The sequence below is a fragment of the Halopseudomonas sp. genome (genome assembly GCF_036960865.1).
GTDB lineage: Bacteria > Pseudomonadota > Gammaproteobacteria > Pseudomonadales > Pseudomonadaceae > Halopseudomonas.
In genome coordinates, this window is the sequence record NZ_JBALWE010000004.1 from 328,325 (window position 1) to 349,248 (window position 20,924).

Below are 20,924 nucleotides of genomic sequence, written 5' to 3' on the forward strand. Positions count from 1 at the left end.
TATCACTGACCCGTTCAGGACGGGGATGTTCACCCGGCTGGCTCGATTCCGCATCACTCCGCTGGTCAATCGGTCAGCGGCGCAACTCGTAAAACGAGGAGAAACAGATGAAAAAGTCAGCATCCGCACACTGGGAAGGTTCGCTGAAGGAAGGCAAAGGTACTATTTCGACCGAGAGCGGTGCGCTCAAGGCTAACCCTTACGGCTTCAATACCCGCTTTGAGGATCAACCCGGCACCAACCCGGAAGAGTTGATTGGTGCGGCGCACGCGGGCTGCTTTTCGATGGCTTTTTCCATGCTGCTGGGCGAGGCGGGCTACACGCCGGACAGCGTCGATACCCAAGCTGTGGTCACCTTGAGCAAACAGGACGATGGCTTTGCCGTGACTGCGGTCGCGCTGACCATGAGCGCAGCGATCCCGGGTATTGAGCAAAAGGAGTTTGATGAGATTGCTGGCAAAGCCAAGAGCGGCTGCCCGATTTCAAAACTGCTGAAGGCGGATATCAGTCTGGACGCCAGCCTGAAAGGCTGAGTTCACGCTGTTGGTTCATGCAGGCTGGGGCGTTGCGCCCCAGCCTGTTTTGTTTGTGCTGGCGGCTCAGCCAACCACCATGATGCCATCCATTTCTACCGGCACGCCCTTGGGCAGTGCGGCAACGCCAATCGCCGCGCGGGCCGGGTAGGGCTTCTCGAAGTAACGCTCCATGATCTCGTTGACCTTGGCGAAGTTGCCCAAGTCGGTCAGGAAGATGTTCAGCTTGACGATGTCCTGCAGCTGGCCACCGGCGGCTTCGGCAACGGCGGTCAGGTTGTCGAACACGCGGCAGACCTGGGCTTCAAAGCCTTCAACCACTTCCATGGTGGCCGGGTCGAGCGGAATCTGGCCCGACAGGTAAACCGTGTTGCCAACTTTAATGGCCTGGGAATAGGGACCGATCGCGGCAGGTGCCTGCTCGCTGGTGATGACTTGCTTGTTCATTTGTGCTCCGGGAAATCAGTTTTTCAGACGGGTAATACGCATCACGCCATTGAGCGAGCGGATGCGTTTGATGAGTTGTGACAGGTGCAGGCGGTCGCGCACCCGGATGACCAGTTGAACGACGCTGATACGGCCGTCGCGTTCGTCAACGCTGATCTTGTCGATACTGGCATCGGCGACGGTGATGCCGGTGGCCAGCTGGGCAATGATGCCGCGCTGGTGTTCCAGTTCGACCCTGAGCTCTACTGTAAATTCGCCGCTGACATCTTTGTCCCATGTCAGATGCATGGTTTTTTCGGTGTTATGGCGGCTGTCGACCAGATTTTTACAGTTCTCTTGGTGAATAACCATACCCTTGCCGGATGACAGGTAGCCGACAATCGGGTCGCCCGGAATCGGGTTGCAGCACCGTGCAAAACTGACCACGAGCCCTTCCGTGCCGCGAATTGCCAGTGGGCTTTCGCCGCTGCCGGTGTCGTCCTGGCTCTGGTCGATGCGTTGCTTTTCGGTCTCTTCTACATTGCCGTCCGCCGCCAGCAGTCGGCGGGCGACCACATACGCCATGCGGTTGCCCAGACCGATGTCCGACAGCAGGTCTTCCAGGTGCTCCATGCCGCAGTCCTTCAACACCCGATCAATGCGGGGCTGGGGAATATCGCCCAGGTGGGTATCAAAGCTGGTCAACACTTTGTCGAGCAGCCGCTCGCCCAGTGCAATGGACTCAGAATGGCGCTGATGCTTGAGGAAGTGACGGATGTTGCTGCGCGCCTTGCCGGTAATCACGAAGCTCAGCCAGGCTGGATTGGGGCGGGCCCCAGGCGCGGTGATAACTTCGACCGTCTCACCACTTTGCAGGGGCTCTGACAGCGGCGCCAGGCGACGGTTGACGCGACAGGCGATACAGCTGTTGCCCACATCGGTATGCACCGCATAGGCGAAGTCGACTGGCGTAGAACCCTTGGGCAGCTCCATGATGCGGCCTTTTGGGGTGAAGATGTAGACTTCATCGGGGAACAGGTCGATCTTGACGTTTTCGATGAACTCCAGCGAGTTGCCGGCGTTCTGCTGCAGTTCCAGCACGCTCTTCAGCCACTGACGGGTACGCGCATGGTTACCGTTGATCACGTCGTCCTTGGACTTGTACACCCAATGCGCAGCGATGCCGCTATTAGCCAGCTCTTCCATCTCTTCGGTGCGAATCTGGATCTCGATGGGGACGCCGTGCATGCCGAACAGCGTGGTATGCAGTGACTGGTAGCCGTTGGCCTTGGGGATGGCGATGTAATCCTTGAAGCGGCCGGGGAAGGGCTTGTAGAGGCTGTGCACTGCGCCGAGTACGCGGTAGCAGGTGTCGGCCTTGTCGACGATGATGCGGAAGGCGTAGACGTCCATGATCTCGGTGAAGGCTTTACGTTTGCCGCGCATCTTCTGGTAGATGCCATACAGATGCTTCTCGCGACCCATGACCTTGCCCGGTAAGCCTTCGCGTTCCAGGCAGGCCTGCAGGGACTCCAGGATCTTGTTCAGTAGCTCCTTGCGGTTGCCACGGGCGCTGCGCACGGCCCGGTCAATCAACTGCGAGCGCATCGGATACATGGCCTTGAAGCCCAGATCCTCAAACTCGGTGCTCAGGCTATGCATACCCAGACGCGCTGCGATAGGGGCGTAGATTTCCAGGGTTTCCTTGGCGATGCGGCGACGCTTTTCCGGTGCCAGTGCGCCCAGTGTGCGCATGTTGTGCAGGCGGTCGGCCAGCTTGACCAGAATCACGCGAATGTCGCGCGCCATGGCCAGCGCCATTTTCTGGAAGTTTTCGGCTTGCGCTTCAGCCTTGGTCTCGAAGGTCATCTGGGTCAGCTTGCTGACGCCGTCGACCAGCTCGGCCACGGTATCGCCGAACTGCGCGACCAGCGCATCCTTGGGGATGCCGGTGTCTTCGATCACATCGTGCAGCATGGCGGCCATCAGGCTTTGATGATCCATGTGCATGTCGGCAAGAATGTGGGCTACCGCGAGGGGGTGGGTGACGTAGGGCTCACCACTGCGACGGGTCTGGCCGTCGTGCGCCTGTTCGGCGTAGAAATACGCGCGCCGGACCAGGTTGACCTGCTCCGGCTCGAGATAACTGCCGAGGTTGTCGGCAAAAACTTCTATCGCAGACATGTAGCTCTCCTGCGTCCAACCAGATGGACGTATACGTCAGGAATGCCCGGCCTGCGCAATCTGCTTACTCGGCTTCGTCGGCTTCCAGCGAGTACAGCGGTTCTTGCTGATCCTGCAGGGCTTCTTCAGCCATGATCTGGTTGGTCACCAGGCCTTCAGCAATTTCGCGCAGGGCAACCACGGTCGGCTTGTCGTTTTCCCAGGCTACCTTGGCATCTTTGCCGCCGGTGGCCAGCTGACGTGAGCGCTTGGAGGCCAGCATGACCAGCTCAAAACGGTTTTCTACATTTTCCAGGCAGTCTTCAACGGTGACGCGGGCCATGGTGTTACTCCGGAACGGGTATCAGTGAAATCGGGTTGCGCTGCTATCAAGGCCTAGCAGCAGCTTGATAATAACGCAGGACCGAGCAGTTTACTTAATTGCGCCTCAGTCTGACAAGAGCGCCTGTAACAGGCGGGTGTGGCGCGATTGCTGCGAGTTCGTCTGCAGGTGCTTGGCGCGCAGGATGGCCTTGAGGTCATCGAGCGCCGTAGTGAAGTCGTCGTTGATCACCAGGCTGTCGAATTCGACGTAGTGGCTCATCTCGGCCACGGCCTCGGCCATGCGCTTGTCGATCACTTCACCGGCATCCTGGCCGCGCTGGGTCAGGCGTTCGCGCAGGGCGCTTTGCGACGGAGGCAAAATGAATATCGAGTGCGCCTGCGGCAGCTTGTGACGTACCTGCTGCGCGCCTTGCCAGTCGATCTCGAGGATCAGGTCATGACCTTCGGCGAGGGTCGTTTCAACGGTACTCTGCGAGGTGCCGTAGAGATTGCCAAAGACCTCGGCATGTTCGAGAAAGTCGCCATGGCCCACCAGCTCCATAAAGCGCTCGCGGCTCGTGAAGTGGTAGTTGACGCCGTCTATTTCGCCTGGGCGCATGGTACGCGTGGTGTGCGAAACAGACACGTGCAGGTTGTCGGTCTGCTCCAGCAGCGCCTTGACCAGGCTGGTCTTGCCTGCGCCTGAGGGGGCGGAGACGATGTACAGGGTGCCGGTGGCGTGGCTCATCAGAAACAATTTCCTGCGGGTCGTTGGTAGGGGGAATGGCGCAAATTATAGGGACATTGCCCGCCGCCGTCATGGGTAACCTTTGTCTGACGCAATCCGTTAAGCTGTCAGCACTGGTCAAACGGCAACAGGATGCGCATCGGTATGATCTCCAAATGGCAGTGGCTGCTGGCGCAGCTGACCCGCATGCTCTGGTTACGAGCGTCCTTGTTCGCACTGCTGGCGGTGTTTGCGGCCTTGCTCGCCACCGCCGCCGATCGCGTGATGCCCGAGGATTTTCCGCTGAGTATCGGCGCTGACTCGGTGGAGCCGATTCTGAATATCCTGGCCTCCAGCATGCTGACGGTGACCACCTTCTCGCTCACCGTGATGGTGTCGGCCTACGCGGCGGCGACCACCAGCGTGACGCCCCGTGGCGTGCGTCTGCTGATGCAGGACACCACCACCCAGAACGTGCTGGGTACCTTCTTGGGCTCGTTCCTGTTCAGTCTGGTGGCGATCATCGCGCTGAGCACGAACGCCTACGGCGAGCGCGGGCGCATCGTCTTGTTCGCTTTCACCTTACTGGTCATCCTGATCATCGTAATTACCATGTTGCGCTGGATCGACCACCTGTCACGGTTTGGCCGCGTGGGGGATACCACCGACCGGGTGGAGCAGGCGACCCTGGCGGCGTTACAGCATCGCATCGACAACCCCTGTATGGGTGCGCGGCCTTGGTTGGATGGTGCCCTGCCGGCGGATGTGGTGCCGATCTATGCGCAGAGTGTGGGTTACGTTCAGCACGTGGATGTCGAAAAGCTGCAGGAGGCGGTCGTTGGCCAAGGCATGCGGGTTCACGTTACCGCGCTGCCAGGCGGCTTTGTGCAGGCCGGTCGAGCACTGGCCTGGGTGGACGCAGACGCCGATGAGCAAACGCGCGCGCAGTTGTGCGCCGCCTTTACCGTGGGCAAGGAACGTTCCTTTGATCAGGATCCGCGTTTCGGTCTGGCGGTCTTGGCGGAAATCGCCTCCCGGGCCCTGTCACCGGCGATGAACGACCCGGGCACCGCGATTGATGTGATCGGCCGGGGCGTGCGCACGCTGTCGTACTGGCCTGCCGACCCCGGCACCGTGCTCTCCAAAACCATACACTACCCGCAGGTGAGCGTGCCGCCGCTGGCCCTGGGCGACTTGTTCGATGATGTGTTTGCCCCGATTGCCCGTGACGGTGCCAGCCTGATCGAGGTGCAGTCACGGCTGCAAAAGGTATATCAGGGGCTGGCGGCCAGAGGCGGCAGTTTTCAGGCTGAGGCGCAGCGGCACGCCGCGCTGGCCCTCAAGCGCGCTGAAACAGCCATGACCCTGGAAGAGGACTTGGCCAAGGTGCGCTCGCTCGCTGCCCCGCTGGTGAGCTGATCGGCTTGACGTTTTTGCTCGGGCGCCCCCTCAGCTGTATACAATAGGCCCCCCGTTTGCCTGTATTCGAGAGACCGTTTTGATGAATGATCACCGCTCGCCGCCAATCGCTACCCGCGCTGAGCCCGAGCCTGCTGACGCCCCGCTAGCGAGCGACGACAGGGCCTCTGGCCGGCCCAAGGGCGCGTTGCGGCAGGATGCCATATACCGCGCGATCAGCGACGCGGTGATCGAGCACCGCCTCAAGCCCGGCGCACGGTTGCGTGAGGACGCCCTCGCCGAGGTGTTTGGCATCAGCCGCACCGGCATTCGCAAGGTGCTGCAACGCTTGGCGCTGGAGCAATTGATTACGTTGACGCCGGGGAAGGGGGCTGCGGTGACGCGACCCTCTGCGGAAGAGGCGCGAGATATCTTTGATGCCCGGCGATTGACCGAATGCGCTTTGATGGCGCGTCTGGCCGCCCGCATTCAACCCGCCGAACTGGCGCAGTTGCGTGCGCTGGCCGCTGACGAGCAGCACGCTCTGCAGGGGCGCGAGCAGAGTGTTGCGATTCGCCTCTCGGCCGACTTCCATGCGCGCTTGGCAGAGCTGGCAGGTAACCAGACCCTGGCGCGTTTTGTGGGTCAGCTGTGCTCGCGTTCGTCACTGATTCTGGCGGTCTATGGGCATGCGGGGAATTTGGGCTGCGAATGCAATGATCACAATCAGTTGATCGACCTGCTACAGGCCGGTGACAGTGAGCAGGCGGCGGCCTTCATGCGCCGCCATCTGGACTCAATCGAAGCGTCGCTGTCGATTGACGAGGCCCCAGACGAGGCCCCGGATCTGCGCGATATCTTCGCTACCTACCGGTAACCGACCCAGCGCCACCCATGCGCGACGGGCTGAGCGCGATCGGGCGCCGTGCGGGTTACTGGCGGAAACGCTGGCAGGGTCCCCAGTACTGCATCAGCAGGTAATAGCTCAATCCGGCGGGAAGCAGACTGGCATACCAAGACACGGTGGCGATGTTCAGCGCCACGATAGCGCCGATGGCGGTGGCGATCAGTGCTGCATAGTTGACGCCCCGGTAAGGCCCCTGGGCATCGTACAGGTGCTCCAGGTTCAGCGTACGTTTGCGTAGCAGATAATAGTCGACCACCAGAATGGCGAAGATCGGGCCCAGGAAGGCGGAGTAGGTCTGCACGAAGATCTGCAGCCCGGCGGCAGAATCATCACTCACCAGTTTCCAAGGGAAAGTGGCAAAGGCCAGCAGGCCAACGATCACGGTGGCAGGGCGAAACTTCAGCTTGAACACGTCCATCAGCACGTAGGTCGGCGGCACTACGTTGTTCAACACGTTGGTGGTGACCTGCGCAAAGGCAATGAACAGCAGTGTGGTCATCAGCAGCGGCGTGTTGTCGACCGCATTGGCAAACACCTGGATCGGATCCGCCACGCCGGTGGCTTCCGACACCATGTAGCCGATCAGGCCCATGAACAGCGTGCAGGGCAGAATCGACATCGAGTAAATGGTGGTCAGCAGGCCGGGACCAGTGCCGTGCTTGTGCTCGCGCGAGTAGTCACTGACGTTGAGGATCATGGTGCTGTAGATGCCCAGAAACAGCATGGTCGCACTCCAGAACGGCAGCCCCCAGGAGCCCTGCATGGTCAGCAGGCTGGTGGACAGCTCATCGCCGTAGCGCTGCACCGTGCTGTAGAACATGTAGACCAGCGAGGCGAGGATAAAGGCGCTGCCGACATTCTCCAGCCACTTGATGCCCTGAAAGCCCATGACCGACAGGCCGATCTGCAGGAACTGGAAGGCAATAAAGAAAAACACCAGATTGTCGAAGCCGAATAGGGTGGCAGACACCATGTTCAGCGCGCCGGCACCGATCCAGCTCTGAAAGCCGTACCAGACAATCGCCGGCACCGCGCGCACCAGGCCGGGCAGGCGTGTGCCGCCAAAACCGAAGGCAGCGCGCGCTTGCACCATGAACGGAATGCCGTACTTGTAGCCGGCGGCACCATTGAGCACCAGGGCAATGCCGATGACGAAACAACCGATGGCGATCGCCAGCGTGGCCTGCAGCAGATTAAGCGTACCGACTACGCTGGAACCCATGGTGAAGGTCCCGATGGAAACGCAGCCGCCGAACCAGGCTAGCAGGTAGGACACGCGGCCCATGATGCGGGTTTTCTGCGGCGCCAGTGATTCCTCGCCGGGCGCTTTGCTGGCGGCGGCCGGTTGGCCGCTCAGGGTGGCGGTGTTGATGTCAGTATTCATGAGGCAGCCTCTTGGCATTTGTTGTGCATTGTTATCTCCGGAGGTTCAGCTGTCGTTTACTGCTTGCGAGTGGTGGTGATGCTGGCAGCGACCACGCCCAGTTCAGTGGCGTGGTAGTCAGTCCAGCGTGAGATTGGAATAGCGCGCAAAGCTGCCGCTAAAGGGTTTCGGACGCGGGAACGCCAAGTCGCCGAACTTGCTGGTGCCCAGCCCAAGCCCAACTACGGCTTCGGCCAGCTTGACCGCGGCGGTCACTCCTTCGACGATCGGTAGGCCCACGGCCTCAGTAATCTGTGGTGTCAGGTCAGCCATGCCGCCGCAGCCGAGCACGATGGCACCGATGTTGTCTTCGCGCTTGGCGCGCAGACACTCTTCGATGATCAGTTGCAGGGCCAGATCGGGATTGTCTTCCAGTTCCAGGACTGGAATGTCAGCCGCGCGTACCTTGCGGCAGCTATGGCTGAAGCCATAGCTATCGAGCAGGTGCTCGGCGATGATGGCGGTGCGGGGCAGGGTGGTCACCACTGAGAAGCGTGTGCTGATCAGGCTGGCAACATGGAACGCTGCCTCGGCGATGCCGATGACCGGTGCGCGGGTCAGCTCCCGTGCGGCATTCAGGCCAGGGTCGCCAAAGCAGGCAATAATGTAGGCGTCGGCACCTTCCCGTTCGCCGGCAAGCACTTCTTCCAGGACGCCGACCGCGCTGACGGCCTCGTCGAAGTGGCTCTCGATCGAGACCGGTCCGCAGCTCGGCTGGCTGGCGGTAATCAGGGTGCCTGGTGCGGCCGCTGCCGTGGCAGCGCTGCCGATGGTCTCGGTCATGGCACGGGTGGTATTGGGGTTGATGACGCGAATATGCATTGCTCTGGCCTGCTCGGTAGTGAGATGTCTGTTGTTTGTACACAACAGTATTTGATAATTGTATACAATTGATCGAATGTAAAACCAAAGATAGCCCCTGCTTATTGTTCGCAATAAGCATGCCTTGTGCGCCATAGCCGCGTGCGGGCGGTAAAAAACGTAGAGAAAGGACACACCACGATGAGCAACAGCTCCCATTACCCGCGTGATCTGATTGGGTACGGCAGAACCCCGCCCGAGGCCAACTGGCCTGGCAAGGCCCGCATCGCCGTGCAGTTTGTGCTGAACTATGAAGAGGGCGGCGAAAACTGTGTGCTGCATGGCGACAGCCACTCCGAGAAGTTTCTCTCGGAGATAGTCGGCGCCGAAGCCTTTGCCGACCGCCACCTGAGCATGGAGTCCATCTACGAATACGGCTCGCGCGCAGGCGTGTGGCGGCTGCTGAACGAGTTTGAAAAGCGCGGCTTGCCGCTGACCGTCTTTGGTGTGGCCATGGCGCTGGAGCGCCACCCGGAGGTGGCACAGGCATTCCAGGAGTTGGGCCATGAAATCGCCTGCCACGGCTGGCGCTGGATCCACTATCAGAACATCCCCGAAGCTGTGGAGCGCGAGCACCTGCAGCGTGCACTGGAGATATTTCAGCGCCTGTACGGTGCACAGCCGGAGGGTTGGTACACCGGCCGCGACAGCCCGAATACCCGCCGCCTGCTGCTGGATCAGGGTGGGTTCTTGTATGACAGCGACTATTACGGCGACGATCTGCCGTTCTGGACCCGCGAGGCCGACAGCCAGGGCGAGCTGCACAACCACCTGATCGTGCCCTACACGCTGGATACCAACGATATGCGCTTTGCTTCGCCGCAGGGCTTCAATACCGGCGAGCACTTTTTCCAGTACCTGAAAGACGCCTTCGACGTGCTCTACGCTGAAGGGGAAGAACTGCCGAAAATGCTGTCGATCGGCCTGCACTGCCGGCTGATCGGTCGGCCGGGGCGGTTCCGTGCGCTGCAGCGCTTTCTTGATTACATCGAATCCCATGATCGGGTCTGGGTGACACGGCGCGTCGATATCGCCCGTCACTGGGCCACGCATCATCCCATACAGACCCAGGAGTCAGCATGACCAAGCCAGCCATACCTCGCAGCTATTACGCGCCGACCGGGGGTCACCCGCCGCAGACCCAGCTGACCACCGACCGCGCAGCCTTCACCGAGGCCTATGCGGTGATCCCCAAGGGCGTAATGCGCGACATCGTCACCAGCCACCTGCCGTTCTGGACCGGCACGCGTCTGTGGGTGCTGTCGCGTCCGCTCTCAGGCTTCGCCGAGACCTTTTCGCAGTACATCATGGAAGTGCAACCGGGCGGCGGCAGTGACAAGCCGGAAACCGACGCCACAGCCGAAGGCGTGCTGTTCATCGTTGAAGGCGGCATGACGCTAACCCTCAATGGTCAGCAGCATCAGATGAAAGAAGGGGGTTACGCTTTTATTCCCCCGGCCAGTGACTGGCAGGTGCGCAACGATTCCGGCGCCGTGGTGCGCTTTCACTGGATACGCAAGGCCTACCAGAAAGTCGAGGGTATCGACGCGCCGGAAGCCTTTGTTACCAACGAGAACGACATTGAGCCACTGGTGATGCCCGGTACCGACGGCGCCTGGAGCACCACGCGTTTTGTCGACATGAGCGATATGCGCCACGACATGCACGTCAACATCGTCAACTTCCAGCCCGGCGGCGCGATTCCCTTCGCCGAAACCCACGTCATGGAGCACGGCCTCTATGTGCTGGAAGGCAAGGCGGTGTATCTGCTGAACAAGGATTGGGTTGAAGTCGAAGCCGGTGACTACATGTGGCTGCGCGCCTTCTGCCCGCAGGCCTGCTACGCTGGCGGCCCGGGCCCATTCCGCTACCTGCTGTACAAGGACGTCAACCGTCACATGAAGTTGCCGACCTTTGCGCGCTGAGGAGTGATCGAAATGGCCGCTGACGTATTGCAGCTTACCGCGCAGCCACTGACACCGGAGGCCTTCGCGGCTTTCGGCGAGGTGATCGACTCGCGCAGCTCCGAGCACTTCCTGATCAACTCAGGCCGTACCCGTCGGCATCATGATCTGGCCAGAGTTGAAGTGGCTGGTGATGAGGCGCGGGTATTGATCAGCATCTTTGTCAGCCAGCCGGTACAGGTGCCATTGGAGTTGAGCTTTCTCGAGCGACACCCGCTGGGCAGTCAGGCTTTTATGCCGCTGCACGAAGAGCAGTTCCTGATCGTGGTAGCGCCGCCGGGCGACACTATTGATCCGGCCGAGGTGCGGGCCTTCATTACCGACGGTCGGCAGGGCGTCAACTACCGTATCGGTACTTGGCACGCGATCCAGTCGGTGCTGGAGCGGGAGGGCGAGTTTCTGGTGGTGGATCGCGGCGGTGCAGGGCACAACTGCGATGAGTACCCCCTCGGTATCCGCGTCGTTCTCTGACGTAAGGGTGGCCGGGCGTAGCGTGCCGGCTCACCAGCCATGAGCGCTCAGTCCTGAGCGCTCTTTTCCTGATAGCGGACACGCGACTCGACTATTTCGCGGTGGTGGCTATCGGCCCAACCTATCAGCTGTTTCATCGGCTGCAAAAATGAATGCCCCAGCGGTGTTAGCGTGTACTCAACCCGTGGCGGTACTTCAGGGTAGAGCTGGCGCGTGACGAACCCATCCTGCTCCAGCTGCTTGAGTGTGCGTGAAAGCATCTGCCGCGAAATGTCGCCAATTTCCCGCATCAAGGCATTAAAGCGCAGCGTTCCTGGCTCCAATGCTTCAAGAATCAGTAGGCTCCACTGATCGCCTATGCGATCCAGTACGTCGCGGATAGGGCAGGGCTGCTCAAAGATAAAGCTGCCGTCGTCATTTGTAAGCATGGTGGTTTCCCGAGTTATCAAGCGCCCAAAGGTCAGCTTGGTGTGACTGTGTCAGGCCCGCCTGACCTCTTGTGCTGATCTGCATAGTGCCTTAGATTGCCTTCATTGGTCTAGTAAGTAGACCAAGTGCGAAAAACACACTCAAGGAAGCGACACATGAAAATCCCCACCCGGTCTTCTGGTCTGGCGCTGCTGGCTTTGCTCGCCCCGCTGTCTACCTACGCCCAACCGGCTGAGCGCAACCTGGCAGCCGAAGAGGCTAATAAAGCCCTGGTCGTCAATTTCTACAACCAGTTCTTTAACAATCATGAAACCGAAACCAGCAGCCAGGTGGTTGCCGACGATTACATACAGCACAACCCTGACGTACCAGACGTGAAAGCGCCTTTTGTCGGCTATTTTGCGGAATATTTCGTTGAAAACCCCGATTACCGCAGCAAAATTGTACGCAGCGCCACTGACGGCGATGTGGTTTGGCTGCACGTGCATTCCACCAATGGAGAGCAGGATCGTGGTGATGCGGTAGTGGATATCTTCCGGGTTCAAGACGGAAAGATTGTCGAGCATTGGGATGTGATTCAGCCGGTGCCGGCAGAGGCGGCTAACAGCAACAGCATGTTCTGAGGTGCCTTACCTTGCTAGCGGGCAGATCACCGGCCGGTAGCAAGGTTTTGATACTGGCATTTCAGTCGATTAATCATTCGATATTCTGGATTTGCTCGCGCATCTGCTCGATAAACACCTTCAGATCCACTGCCGCCTGGGTGCTGCGGGTATCGATCGCCTTGGAGCCGAGGGTGTTGGCTTCGCGGTTGAACTCCTGCATCAGAAAATCCAGGCGGCGGCCGATGGCGTCCTTGCTGTCCAGCACGCGGCGGGTTTCGACCACGTGGGTGTCGAGGCGGTCGAGTTCTTCGGCAACGTCGATCTTCTGCGCCAGCATGACGATTTCCTGCTCAACACGGGTGCTGTCCAGTTCCAGCTTGGCTTCGTTGAAGCGGTCGATCAGCTTTTGCCGATGGGCGCTGAGCAGGGTGGGCATCATCTCGCGCAGAAGAGCAGTGCGGTCGCTGATGCTGGCCAGGCGTTCTTCAATCAACAGTTTGAGCTCGGCACCTTCGCGGGCGCGGTGCGCCTTGAGTTCGCTGAGGGCGGGTTCGAACAGCTCGCGCGCAGTTTTCACCAGTGCTGCTTGATCGCGCTCCTGACCACTGAGTACGCCGGGCCAGGCCAGCAGCTCCAGCGGATTGACCGCTGCGGGATTCGCCAGTTGGTCAGCAATCTGCTCGGCAGCCTTGGCGAGCTGCTCGACCAGCGGCTGGTTGAGGGTCAGGCTCTGGTTGGCGTCGTCGCTGGCGTTGAAGCGCAGGGTGCATTCTACCTTGCCGCGGGCCAGCTGCTTGCGCAGGCGCTCACGCAGCGGGCCCTCCAGTTCGCGGAAGGCTTCGGGCAGGCGCAGGGTGACTTCCAGGTAGCGATGATTGACCGAGCGGATCTCCCAGGCGAGGTTACCCTGATCAGTACTGAGTTCGCTGCGGGCGAAGGCGGTCATGCTGTTAACCATGGGATTCCTCTGAGCTGGCTGATGCGGACGGCAAAGGCGCATTGTAGCCGCTTGGCGTCGTTAAGGTTAAGCAGGTGGTCAGGTTGGCGGCGGGCCTGGCCCGCAGCCTGCTATACTCCGCCGACTTTACACACTGCAGTACAAGGATTCCGCTATGAAACGTCCCAGTGAACGCGCCGCTGACCAAATGCGTCAGGTAACCCTGACTCGCCATTACACCAAACACGCGGAAGGCTCGGTCTTGGTCGAGTTTGGCGATACCAAGGTCATCTGTACGGTCAGTGTCGAAGCCGGCGTGCCGCGTTTTCTGCGTGGCTCTGGCCAGGGTTGGGTAACCGCCGAGTACGGCATGCTGCCGCGTTCGACCGGTTCGCGCATGCAGCGTGAAGCCAGCCGTGGCAAGCAGGGCGGTCGTACGCTGGAGATTCAGCGTCTGATCGGTCGCGCGTTGCGCGCGGCAGTTGATCTGAAAACGCTGGGTGAGAACACCCTGTATATCGACTGCGATGTGATTCAGGCGGACGGCGGCACGCGTACGGCTTCCATTACCGGTGCCTGTGTGGCACTGGTTGATGCGCTGCGGGCGATGAAGGCGCGTGGGGCTATCAAGAAGGTGCCCGAGGTGCAGATGATCGCGGCCATCTCGGTCGGTATCTACCAGGGTGTACCGGTACTGGATCTGGACTACCCGGAAGACTCTGCCGCTGACACCGACCTCAACGTAGTGATGACCGACAAGGGCGGTTTCATCGAGGTGCAGGGTACCGCCGAGGCGGCGCCGTTTAGCCCGGAAGACCTTAATGCCATGCTGGCGCTGGCGCGCAAGGGCACCGAGGAGCTGTTTGCACTGCAGCTGGAAGCACTGAAAGACTGAGTGTTTAGCTGCTTTCTGCGCGAGAGAGGCAGGCCAATGGCCTGCCTTTTTTGTGTCTGGCGTTACAGTCCGGCGCGGTGCTGATACCCAAGCTCAGTAAACTTTGCTACAACTCTCCGGGTGTTCCATGTCGACTTGCCACGGAGAGCGCCAAATGACTGAGACCAACGTTCCACCCAGTACCCCGCCTGAGGCTACACCCCCACCTGCACCGGGTACGCCTGGCCCACAGGCCCGGCAATGGGCCTTGATCGCCCATCTGGCCGGCTTTCTCGGCTGCGTGATTCCCTTTGGCAACCTGATTGGCCCATTGATTGTCTGGCAATTGAAGAAGGACGAAGACCCGTTTATTGATGATCAGGGCAAGGAATCGCTGAATTTCCAGATCACGGTGTCGCTGTTGCTGCTGCTCAGCTTTATTCTGATGGTGGTGGTGATTGGTCTGTTCCTGGTCTGGATTGTCGCGATCGGCGCTGTGGTGCTGATGATTATCGCGGCCATCAAGTCGAACGAGGGAACGGCTTATCGCTATCCGTTCTGCTGGCGCCTGATCAAGTAGACAAGGCTCAGATTGCCGGCACCGCGCGGCTGGGTGCCGGTGGCTCTAAACGCTAGTAGGGTTCAGGTTAGATCGATAACGTCCAGTCGTAATCGACAATCACCGGAGCGTGCTGCGAAAAGCGTGCATTGCGCGGGATTTTCGCCTGTTTGACGAAGCGGCGCAGGCCGGGTGTCAGGAACTGGTAATCAAAGCGCAGACCCAGGTTCAGGTTCTCGGCCTGCTCGCTGTTGGGCCACCAGCTGTATAGCTCGGACTCGCGGGTGACCTCACGCACAGCGTCAACGTAGCCCATGTTGCCGTAGATCTCATCCATCCAGGCGCGCTCCGGCGCCATGAACCCCGGCTCGTTCTGGCAGTCGCGCCAGTTCTTCACGTCCAGCTTGAGGTGGGCAACGTAGAGGGAGCCGCAGTAAATGAACTCGCGCCGCTTGCGCCGCTGTTTGTTCAGGTAGCCGGCAAAGTCATCCATGAACTTGAATTTCTGGTTAAGGTCAGCGTCGCCATCACGCCCCGAGGGCAGCAGCAGTGACCCGATGCTGACCTTGTCGAAGTCGGCCTGCATGAAGCGGCCGTAGCGGTCGGCGGACTCGAAACCCAAACCCATGATGATGGCCTTGGGTGCGATGCGGGTGTAAATGGCCACACCGCCCTGGTTGGCTACTTCGGCTTCAAAACAGTATTGCCAGTAGCCGTCGATCCAGTAAGGGTCCTGCTCCAGCTCGGGGGCGGTAACGCGAATGTCCTGCAGACAGATGACGTCCGCATCCTGCGTGCGCAACCAGTCAAACAGGCCGCGTTCGGCTGCGGCCTTCACTCCATTGACGTTGAGACTGATAATTCGCATGCATGGCCCCCCAAAAAACGTGGGTGTATGATAACCGAGCTTGATTGACTTTTGTTAACGAAGAGGGTGTAGATGCACGAATATCAGCGGGAATTCATTCGATTTGCACTGGATCGCAAGGTGTTGCGCTTCGGTGAGTTCACCCTCAAGTCAGGGCGCGTCAGCCCTTATTTTTTCAATGCCGGGCTATTCAACAGCGGCGGCGCGCTCGGCCGGCTGGGGCGTTTTTATGCCCAGGCGCTGGTGCACAGCAAGCTCAGCGACGTTGATGTGATCTTCGGCCCCGCCTACAAAGGCATCCCGCTGGCAGCCGTTACCGCGGTGGCGCTGGCCGACAGCTTTGACCGCGACCTGCCTTACTGCTTCAATCGTAAAGAAGCCAAGGATCACGGTGAGGGAGGCACGCTGGTCGGCGCGCCGCTGGAAGGTCGCGTATTGATCATTGACGATGTAATCACTGCTGGCACCGCAGTGCGCGAAGTGATGCAGATCATTCAAGCGCAGGGTGCAACACCGGCGGCCGTGATGATCGCGTTGGATCGTCAGGAGCGTGGCCAGGGGGCGTTGTCTGCGATTCAGGAAGTGGAGCGTGACTTCGGCATTCCGGTAATCAGCATCGTCTCACTCAAGCAGGTGATGAGTTTCATCGCCGAAGATCCGGAATTGCAGGAGCACCTGCCCGCGGTAGAGGCTTATCGCGCCGAATACGGCATCTGATTCTGCCATCTGGGCGTACTTGCTTCGGGCCACAGGTGCAAAAGGGCAGGCGATCAGGTTAATCTTCGCCTGCCTCTTGCCGATATAATGCCAATTGGCCATAAGACAGCCCGCAAGGCTGCGTAACCCGAAGCAGAGGACGAGGATGTGCCTGCATTTAAACGGATAATGGATTGGACGCTATTGCTGCTAGCGGTCTTCGGATCCGGTATGGCCAGCGCCGACCTCTATCGCTATATCGACGACAAGGGTGTGACCGTGCTGGATAGCCGCGTACCGCCGCAGTTCATCAGTCGTGGATATGAGGTGCTGGACTCCCAGGGGCGAGTGAAACTCGTCGTACCGGCGGCGCCCACGGCGGCGGAGCGCGAAGCCAATCGGGCGGCGCTGGAAGCGCAGAAGGCGCAAGACACGGCCGATGCCAATCTGTTGCGTCTGTACAGCAGCACCGCTGATCTGGAGCGAGCTCAAAGCCGGCAGATACAGCAGATCGAAAATCAAATCACCGCCTCCAAGGCCAGTATCGAAGATCTTCAGAGTGAGCGAGAGGAGCTGCAGCGTCGCGCTGCCCAGGCCGAGCGAGCCGGTCGGGCGGTTGACCCTGATGTACTGGCCGAGCTTGCAGCGGTGGACTCGGAGACCGCACGCCTGCAACGCCTGATCGGACGAAAACGGCAGGAAATTGCTGAAACCTACGGCGACTTCGAGCAGCAGCGCGAGCGGCTCAATTTCCTGCTCGATGACGAGTAGCGCCCCGCCGGACGCTACGTTCCGGGGTTAGGCCTCGGCCGGCATTATCTGCTCAAACTGCCGAATGGCGTCCTTGAAACTGGCCGGAATCGGCAGCGGTCGCCGCGTCTGCTGATCGGCACGCACATAGACGATTTCGCCTTCGACCAGCAAGGTCTCCTGGCGAAAGATCCCCACGCTGAAAGCCATGCTGCTGTTGCCCAGGCGCGAGACGCGCAGCCGGATGTCGAGCAGATCGTCGAACAATGCCGGGGCGCGATACTCCAACAGGGTTTTCACCGCAAAGAACTCGTTGCCCGACAGGTCATCGCGGCCAGGGTTGGCCGCGTTCAGCTCACGGTAGTACTCGGTGACGCCGACATCGGCGTAGTTCAGGTAGTGACCGTTGAACACAATACCCTGCAGGTCAGCCTCGGACCAACGGACGCGCAGCGGGCAGCTGAAACGGAAATCGCTCTGCTGCATGCTCAGGCGTCCGGTTGCTTGTTGGTGATCAGGGTGCCCACACCGGTATCGGTGAAGACTTCGAGCAACACGGCGTTGGGTACCCGGCCGTCGACGATGATGGCACTGCTGACGCCGCCCTGCACCGCATCCAGCGCGCAGCGAATTTTTGGCAGCATGCCGCCGTAAATGGTGCCGTCGGCGATCAGCTCGTCTACCTGTGCGGTGCTGAGCCCGGTCAGCACCTTGCCCGACTTGTCCATCAGGCCGGCGATATTGGTCAGCAGCATGAGCTTTTCTGCCTGCAGGGCTTCGGCCACCTTGCCTGCCACCAGGTCGGCATTGATGTTGTAGGAGGCGCCATCAGCGCCGACGCCAATGGGCGCGATGACCGGGATGTAGTCATCGGAGACCAGGCGGTTGATCAGTTTGGTGTTGATTTCTACCACCTCACCTACATGTCCGATGTCGATGATTTCCGGCTTGTCCATGCCGGGGGTGTTGCGGGTGACTTTCAACTGACGAGCCTTGATCAGGCCGGCGTCTTTGCCGGTCAGGCCAATCGCGCTGCCGCCATGCTGGTTGATCAGATTGACGATGTCCTTGTTTACCTGGCCGCCAAGCACCATCTCGACCACGTCCATGGTCTGGGTGTCGGTCACGCGCATGCCTTCGATGAAGTGGCTCTCGATATTCAGACGCGCCAACAGGTCGCCGATCTGCGGCCCGCCGCCGTGCACCACCACCGGATTGATGCCAACGGTTTTCATCAGCACGATGTCGCGGGCGAAGCTGTTTTTTAGCTCATCGCTCTCCATCGCGTTTCCGCCGTACTTGATGACGATGGTCTTGCCGGTAAAGCGCTGTATGTAGGGCAGCGCCTCGGTCAGTACCTTGGAAACCTGTACGGCTGCGTCGCGATTCAACATGGTGGTTTGCTCTCTCCTGAAATCGGTCAGAATGTAATGTTAACCTCGGGAGCTGCGGCCTTCAGTTGCTCCCGGAATAGTTGCTGTACACGCTCCAGCTCCTCGGGCTGCTCGGCTTCAAAGCGCAGCACCAGCACTGGCGTGGTATTGGAGGCGCGGATCAGGCCCCAACTGGTCGGGAAGTCGACACGAATGCCGTCCAGCGTGGTGACCTTGCCATCGCCCCAGTCGGCCTGCTGGCCCAGGGCCTTGATGATCGCAAACTTCTGCGTCTCGCCCACTGTGAGGTTGATCTCCGGGGTGCTCAGGCCGGCGGGGTAGCGACTCATCAAGGCGCTCGCTGACTCTGATTGCATCGACAGAATTTCCAATAGGCGGCAGGCGCTGTACAGGCCGTCATCAAAACCGAACCAGCGCTCCTTGAAGAAGACGTGGCCGCTCATTTCGCCGCCGAGCAGGGCGCCGGTTTCTTTCATTTTTGCCTTGATCAGCGAGTGACCGGACTTCCACATCACCGGACGTCCACCGGCGCGGTTGATCAGCGCCGGCAACTGGCGCGTGCATTTGACGTCAAAAATGATGTCTGCGCCGGGATGGCGAGTCACAATATCCTCGGCGAACAGCATCAGCAGGCGGTCGGGGTAGATCATTTCACCGCTGTTGGTAACGAAGCCGAGTCGGTCCGCATCCCCATCGAAGGCGACGCCCAGGTCGGCATGCTCGCGTTTGACCGTGTTGATCAGCTCCACCAAATTTTCCGGCTTGCCGGGGTCAGGGTGATGGTTGGGGAACAGGCCATCGACCTCGCAGTACAGCGGGATGACCTCGCAACCTATTCCTTCCAGCAGGCTTTGCGCGATTACGCCGCCCACGCCGTTGCCGCAATCAACAACCACCTTCAGCGGCCGGGCCATGACCACGTCGTCAAGGATGTACTGCCGGTAGTCGGCCAGAATGTCGCGTTGTTCGCGGCTGCCGCTGCCGGTCTGTAGCTGGTTGTCACGCAGACGGGTGTTTAGCGCACTGATCTGGTCGCCGGACAGTGTCTGGCCTGCGACCACGATCTTCAAGCCGTTATAGGCCGGCGGATTGTGGCTGCCGGTGAGCATAACGCCGGAGGTGGCGCCGGTGGTATGGGTGGCAAAGTACAGCGCGGGTGTGGGTACCATGCCCAGGTCGGTTACCGCGCAACCGCTTTCCATCAGGCCCTTGATCAGCTGTTCGCTCAGCGCTGGGCCGGACAGGCGGCCATCGCGGGCGACCATCACGCGTGGTTCGCCCGCCTCAATTGAGGCGCTGCCGATACTACGTCCCAGCCAGTAGACGTACTCTTCAGTCAGGCTTTTACCCACCACGCCGCGAATATCATAGGCTCGGAAAATTTCAGCCGGCAGGCTGGGAATCGCTGGTGCCGCAGGTGTGGCCGGGTCGCCAGCGTCACTCATGGCAAAGGGGTCGCCTTCATCGAGAATATCGATGTCGAGAATCTCCGCGCCCTGAAACAGCGGGTCGGTGAGGTTGTCTGCGGCCTTGGCGGATGCTTTCTCAGACATGGCCTGGGAGGCGGGAATGTCGTCGCGTTGGGGCGAGGCGCCGAGCGTCTGGCCCGAGCGCTTGACCAGCTGCATGATGTTCTGCGCCAGCGGCTCCAGAGGGCTCAGTAACAGGCCTGCAGCTTTGTGCCCCAGCGTCAGCTGGGTCAGGGTATGGGTATCGGTTCGCAGGCTCTGTATCCAGCTGCGCTGCAGCCAGAGCATGCCAAACAGTCCGCCGAGCAGGGCCAGTAGGGCGGCGCCTATCAGCAACAGCGGGTCGGCGCTAGTGTAGGACAGACTCGGTCCGGCCCGAAACTCGATGTGCCAGGTGGGGTTGCTACTGGTTAGGCGTACCACGGCTCCCTCGCCGTTGCCGCGCTTGAACAGCTCCTGCTCGGGCGCGCCCGGAAAATGCTGCACCAGCCGCACCTCGCCAACGTCCTCGCCCAGTGTTGGCAGACCGTTCAGAACGCGCTCTAGCTGGAAGACGCCGGTCAGGGTGCCGCCGATGGGCGCTTTCTCCGACGCACGCAGAGGCTTAACGCCATACAGGCGCCAAGCGCCGTCGACTTTGTGGGCCTCCAGCGGTACGGGCAGGCCGCGCTCGGCACGGCGAATCATGTCCAGCGCGGCAAAACTCAGCGGTGCGGCGTCGTTGCGCACCAGCTCGGCTTCGCCGGGGGCGGCGGTATACATGGCCAGGGTGTCGGTCAGCTGATAGCGCAGCAGGCGGTCTATGGTCGCGCTGCCGCCCTGATTGAGTGCAACCTGCAGCTGCGGGTTGCTCGCCAGTTGGGCAAGGTCGGCCTGCAGTTGTTGCATGCTCTGGTTCAAGCCGGCGAGCTGTTGGCTGGCATAGCTCTGGACCAGCTCTTCGTTGCGTTGCCCGGTAAAGCCGGTCAGTGCCAGCCATAGCATGGCTGCACCGGCGGCAACGCCGGCCATCGCCATGCCGAGCGGAATGGCGGTGTTGGGTAGTCCTGCCTTGGCATCGGTTTTTTTCATTTTCATTATGGTCCCTGCCTCCCTGCGATATCGTGGAACTACATGGTCGAGCTACAGCGTGCGGCCGCCCCGCGG

General features: G+C 60.4%; 23 protein-coding genes. 11 read left to right on the forward strand and 12 right to left on the reverse strand.

From position 1 onward, the window contains the following. The first annotated feature begins 107 nt into the window (after positions 1-107). The gene (locus V7747_RS07905) at positions 108-533 is read left to right on the forward strand and encodes an OsmC family protein (RefSeq protein ID WP_335615500.1); all 426 of its coding nucleotides are present in this window, start codon (positions 108-110) and stop codon (positions 531-533) included. Positions 534-599: 66 nt separating this feature from the next. Here V7747_RS07905 and V7747_RS07910 read toward each other — a convergent pair whose 3' ends face one another. From V7747_RS07910 to gmk, 4 genes are all read right to left on the reverse strand, one after another. Further along, positions 600-980, reverse strand: a complete 381-nt coding sequence (locus V7747_RS07910; protein ID WP_335615501.1) for a RidA family protein — start codon at positions 978-980, stop codon at positions 600-602. Between the two features lie 15 nt (positions 981-995). Next, entirely contained in the window at positions 996-3,143 is a 2,148-nt protein-coding gene (gene spoT, locus V7747_RS07915; protein ID WP_335615502.1) for a bifunctional GTP diphosphokinase/guanosine-3',5'-bis pyrophosphate 3'-pyrophosphohydrolase, read from the reverse strand. A 64-nt stretch (positions 3,144-3,207) separates the two neighbouring features. Then, positions 3,208-3,465, reverse strand: a complete 258-nt coding sequence (gene rpoZ, locus V7747_RS07920; RefSeq protein ID WP_335615503.1) for a DNA-directed RNA polymerase subunit omega — start codon at positions 3,463-3,465, stop codon at positions 3,208-3,210. Positions 3,466-3,570: 105 nt separating this feature from the next. Then, positions 3,571-4,194, reverse strand: a complete 624-nt coding sequence (gmk, locus tag V7747_RS07925; RefSeq protein ID WP_335615504.1) for a guanylate kinase — start codon at positions 4,192-4,194, stop codon at positions 3,571-3,573. A gap of 144 nt (positions 4,195-4,338) precedes the next feature. On the opposite strand from gmk, the gene V7747_RS07930 reads away from it, so the two are divergent. Continuing rightward, positions 4,339-5,592: a DUF2254 domain-containing protein gene (locus V7747_RS07930; protein ID WP_335615505.1), complete on the forward strand. Its 1,254-nt coding sequence runs from the start codon at positions 4,339-4,341 to the stop codon at positions 5,590-5,592. A gap of 82 nt (positions 5,593-5,674) precedes the next feature. Then, positions 5,675-6,448, forward strand: a complete 774-nt coding sequence (locus V7747_RS07935; protein WP_335615506.1) for a GntR family transcriptional regulator — start codon at positions 5,675-5,677, stop codon at positions 6,446-6,448. Positions 6,449-6,503: 55 nt separating this feature from the next. Here V7747_RS07935 and V7747_RS07940 read toward each other — a convergent pair whose 3' ends face one another. Both V7747_RS07940 and V7747_RS07945 read right to left on the reverse strand, forming a co-directional pair. Beyond that, positions 6,504-7,862, reverse strand: coding sequence for an NCS1 family transporter (locus V7747_RS07940; protein ID WP_335615507.1), 1,359 nt, complete (start codon positions 7,860-7,862; stop codon positions 6,504-6,506). Between the two features lie 117 nt (positions 7,863-7,979). After that, complete coding sequence (locus tag V7747_RS07945; protein WP_335615508.1) at positions 7,980-8,723, reverse strand: aspartate/glutamate racemase family protein; 744 nt, start codon at positions 8,721-8,723, stop codon at positions 7,980-7,982. Positions 8,724-8,903: 180 nt separating this feature from the next. On the opposite strand from V7747_RS07945, the gene puuE reads away from it, so the two are divergent. The 3 genes from puuE to V7747_RS07960 are packed head-to-tail and all read left to right on the forward strand — an operon-like array spanning position 8,904 to position 11,197. Continuing rightward, positions 8,904-9,845, forward strand: coding sequence for an allantoinase PuuE (gene puuE / locus V7747_RS07950; RefSeq protein ID WP_335615509.1), 942 nt, complete (start codon positions 8,904-8,906; stop codon positions 9,843-9,845). Further along, a complete protein-coding gene (locus tag V7747_RS07955) occupies positions 9,842-10,687 on the forward strand; it encodes a bifunctional allantoicase/(S)-ureidoglycine aminohydrolase (RefSeq protein WP_335615510.1) in 846 nt (281 codons plus the stop codon). Before puuE ends, V7747_RS07955 begins: the two co-directional genes overlap by 4 nt. 12 nt (positions 10,688-10,699) lie before the next feature. Further along, the gene (locus tag V7747_RS07960) at positions 10,700-11,197 is read left to right on the forward strand and encodes an ureidoglycolate lyase (protein WP_335615511.1); all 498 of its coding nucleotides are present in this window, start codon (positions 10,700-10,702) and stop codon (positions 11,195-11,197) included. 47 nt (positions 11,198-11,244) lie between these two features. Here the strand turns inward: V7747_RS07960 and V7747_RS07965 are convergent, their stop codons facing one another. Continuing rightward, positions 11,245-11,625 (reverse strand): winged helix-turn-helix transcriptional regulator, encoded by a 381-nt coding sequence (locus V7747_RS07965; RefSeq protein ID WP_335615512.1) that lies wholly within the window; start codon positions 11,623-11,625, stop codon positions 11,245-11,247. Between the two features lie 156 nt (positions 11,626-11,781). Here V7747_RS07965 and V7747_RS07970 point away from each other — a divergent pair, with 156 nt between their 5' ends. Beyond that, positions 11,782-12,249 carry a nuclear transport factor 2 family protein gene (locus tag V7747_RS07970; RefSeq protein ID WP_335615513.1) on the forward strand — a complete coding sequence of 156 codons (468 nt, stop codon included), beginning with the start codon at positions 11,782-11,784 and terminating at the stop codon, positions 12,247-12,249. A gap of 73 nt (positions 12,250-12,322) precedes the next feature. On the opposite strand, the gene V7747_RS07975 is transcribed toward V7747_RS07970, so the two are convergent. Beyond that, a complete protein-coding gene (locus V7747_RS07975) occupies positions 12,323-13,189 on the reverse strand; it encodes a YicC/YloC family endoribonuclease (RefSeq protein ID WP_335615514.1) in 867 nt (288 codons plus the stop codon). Positions 13,190-13,343: 154 nt separating this feature from the next. Between V7747_RS07975 and rph the strand changes: the two genes are divergently transcribed. Together rph and V7747_RS07985 are read left to right on the forward strand one after the other, a co-directional pair. Continuing rightward, a complete protein-coding gene (gene rph / locus V7747_RS07980; RefSeq protein WP_335615515.1) occupies positions 13,344-14,063 on the forward strand; it encodes a ribonuclease PH in 720 nt (239 codons plus the stop codon). Positions 14,064-14,217: 154 nt separating this feature from the next. Beyond that, positions 14,218-14,622: a DUF4870 domain-containing protein gene (locus tag V7747_RS07985; protein ID WP_335615516.1), complete on the forward strand. Its 405-nt coding sequence runs from the start codon at positions 14,218-14,220 to the stop codon at positions 14,620-14,622. Between the two features lie 67 nt (positions 14,623-14,689). Here the strand turns inward: V7747_RS07985 and V7747_RS07990 are convergent, their stop codons facing one another. Continuing rightward, complete coding sequence (locus V7747_RS07990; RefSeq protein WP_092287228.1) at positions 14,690-15,469, reverse strand: exodeoxyribonuclease III; 780 nt, start codon at positions 15,467-15,469, stop codon at positions 14,690-14,692. A 72-nt stretch (positions 15,470-15,541) separates the two neighbouring features. On the opposite strand from V7747_RS07990, the gene pyrE reads away from it, so the two are divergent. Together pyrE and V7747_RS08000 are read left to right on the forward strand one after the other, a co-directional pair. Next, positions 15,542-16,186, forward strand: coding sequence for an orotate phosphoribosyltransferase (gene pyrE / locus V7747_RS07995; RefSeq protein ID WP_335615517.1), 645 nt, complete (start codon positions 15,542-15,544; stop codon positions 16,184-16,186). 147 nt (positions 16,187-16,333) lie between these two features. Further along, complete coding sequence (locus V7747_RS08000; RefSeq protein WP_335615518.1) at positions 16,334-16,936, forward strand: DUF4124 domain-containing protein; 603 nt, start codon at positions 16,334-16,336, stop codon at positions 16,934-16,936. Between the two features lie 27 nt (positions 16,937-16,963). Here the strand turns inward: V7747_RS08000 and V7747_RS08005 are convergent, their stop codons facing one another. From V7747_RS08005 to V7747_RS08015, 3 genes are read right to left on the reverse strand one after another with little or no spacing between them, the layout of a single operon-like run. Further along, positions 16,964-17,401: an acyl-CoA thioesterase gene (locus V7747_RS08005; protein WP_335615519.1), complete on the reverse strand. Its 438-nt coding sequence runs from the start codon at positions 17,399-17,401 to the stop codon at positions 16,964-16,966. 2 nt (positions 17,402-17,403) lie between these two features. After that, positions 17,404-18,309, reverse strand: coding sequence for an acetylglutamate kinase (gene argB / locus V7747_RS08010; RefSeq protein ID WP_335615520.1), 906 nt, complete (start codon positions 18,307-18,309; stop codon positions 17,404-17,406). A gap of 26 nt (positions 18,310-18,335) precedes the next feature. Further along, positions 18,336-20,855, reverse strand: coding sequence for a phosphomannomutase/phosphoglucomutase (locus V7747_RS08015; RefSeq protein ID WP_335615521.1), 2,520 nt, complete (start codon positions 20,853-20,855; stop codon positions 18,336-18,338). Positions 20,856-20,924: the final 69 nt, after the last annotated feature.

Excerpts from the sequence above, each read along its gene's own strand:
- spoT (WP_335615502.1), bottom strand. The coding sequence starts at position 3,143 with ATGTCTGCGATAGAAGTTTTTGCCGACAACCTCGGCAGTTATCTCGAG.
- V7747_RS07955 (WP_335615510.1), top strand. The coding sequence starts at position 9,842 with ATGACCAAGCCAGCCATACCTCGCAGCTATTACGCGCCGACCGGGGGT.
- V7747_RS07985 (WP_335615516.1), top strand. The coding sequence starts at position 14,218 with ATGACTGAGACCAACGTTCCACCCAGTACCCCGCCTGAGGCTACACCC.
- rpoZ (WP_335615503.1), bottom strand. The coding sequence starts at position 3,465 with ATGGCCCGCGTCACCGTTGAAGACTGCCTGGAAAATGTAGAAAACCGT.
- pyrE (WP_335615517.1), top strand. The coding sequence starts at position 15,542 with ATGCACGAATATCAGCGGGAATTCATTCGATTTGCACTGGATCGCAAG.
- rph (WP_335615515.1), top strand. The coding sequence starts at position 13,344 with ATGAAACGTCCCAGTGAACGCGCCGCTGACCAAATGCGTCAGGTAACC.
- V7747_RS07990 (WP_092287228.1), bottom strand. The coding sequence starts at position 15,469 with ATGCGAATTATCAGTCTCAACGTCAATGGAGTGAAGGCCGCAGCCGAA.
- V7747_RS07940 (WP_335615507.1), bottom strand. The coding sequence starts at position 7,862 with ATGAATACTGACATCAACACCGCCACCCTGAGCGGCCAACCGGCCGCC.
- V7747_RS07935 (WP_335615506.1), top strand. The coding sequence starts at position 5,675 with ATGAATGATCACCGCTCGCCGCCAATCGCTACCCGCGCTGAGCCCGAG.
- puuE (WP_335615509.1), top strand. The coding sequence starts at position 8,904 with ATGAGCAACAGCTCCCATTACCCGCGTGATCTGATTGGGTACGGCAGA.
- V7747_RS07945 (WP_335615508.1), bottom strand. The coding sequence starts at position 8,723 with ATGCATATTCGCGTCATCAACCCCAATACCACCCGTGCCATGACCGAG.
- V7747_RS07970 (WP_335615513.1), top strand. The coding sequence starts at position 11,782 with ATGAAAATCCCCACCCGGTCTTCTGGTCTGGCGCTGCTGGCTTTGCTC.
- V7747_RS07960 (WP_335615511.1), top strand. The coding sequence starts at position 10,700 with ATGGCCGCTGACGTATTGCAGCTTACCGCGCAGCCACTGACACCGGAG.
- V7747_RS07930 (WP_335615505.1), top strand. The coding sequence starts at position 4,339 with ATGATCTCCAAATGGCAGTGGCTGCTGGCGCAGCTGACCCGCATGCTC.
- V7747_RS08015 (WP_335615521.1), bottom strand. The coding sequence starts at position 20,855 with ATGAAAATGAAAAAAACCGATGCCAAGGCAGGACTACCCAACACCGCC.
- V7747_RS08005 (WP_335615519.1), bottom strand. The coding sequence starts at position 17,401 with ATGCAGCAGAGCGATTTCCGTTTCAGCTGCCCGCTGCGCGTCCGTTGG.
- argB (WP_335615520.1), bottom strand. The coding sequence starts at position 18,309 with ATGTTGAATCGCGACGCAGCCGTACAGGTTTCCAAGGTACTGACCGAG.
- V7747_RS07910 (WP_335615501.1), bottom strand. The coding sequence starts at position 980 with ATGAACAAGCAAGTCATCACCAGCGAGCAGGCACCTGCCGCGATCGGT.
- gmk (WP_335615504.1), bottom strand. The coding sequence starts at position 4,194 with ATGAGCCACGCCACCGGCACCCTGTACATCGTCTCCGCCCCCTCAGGC.
- V7747_RS07965 (WP_335615512.1), bottom strand. The coding sequence starts at position 11,625 with ATGCTTACAAATGACGACGGCAGCTTTATCTTTGAGCAGCCCTGCCCT.
- V7747_RS07905 (WP_335615500.1), top strand. The coding sequence starts at position 108 with ATGAAAAAGTCAGCATCCGCACACTGGGAAGGTTCGCTGAAGGAAGGC.
- V7747_RS07975 (WP_335615514.1), bottom strand. The coding sequence starts at position 13,189 with ATGGTTAACAGCATGACCGCCTTCGCCCGCAGCGAACTCAGTACTGAT.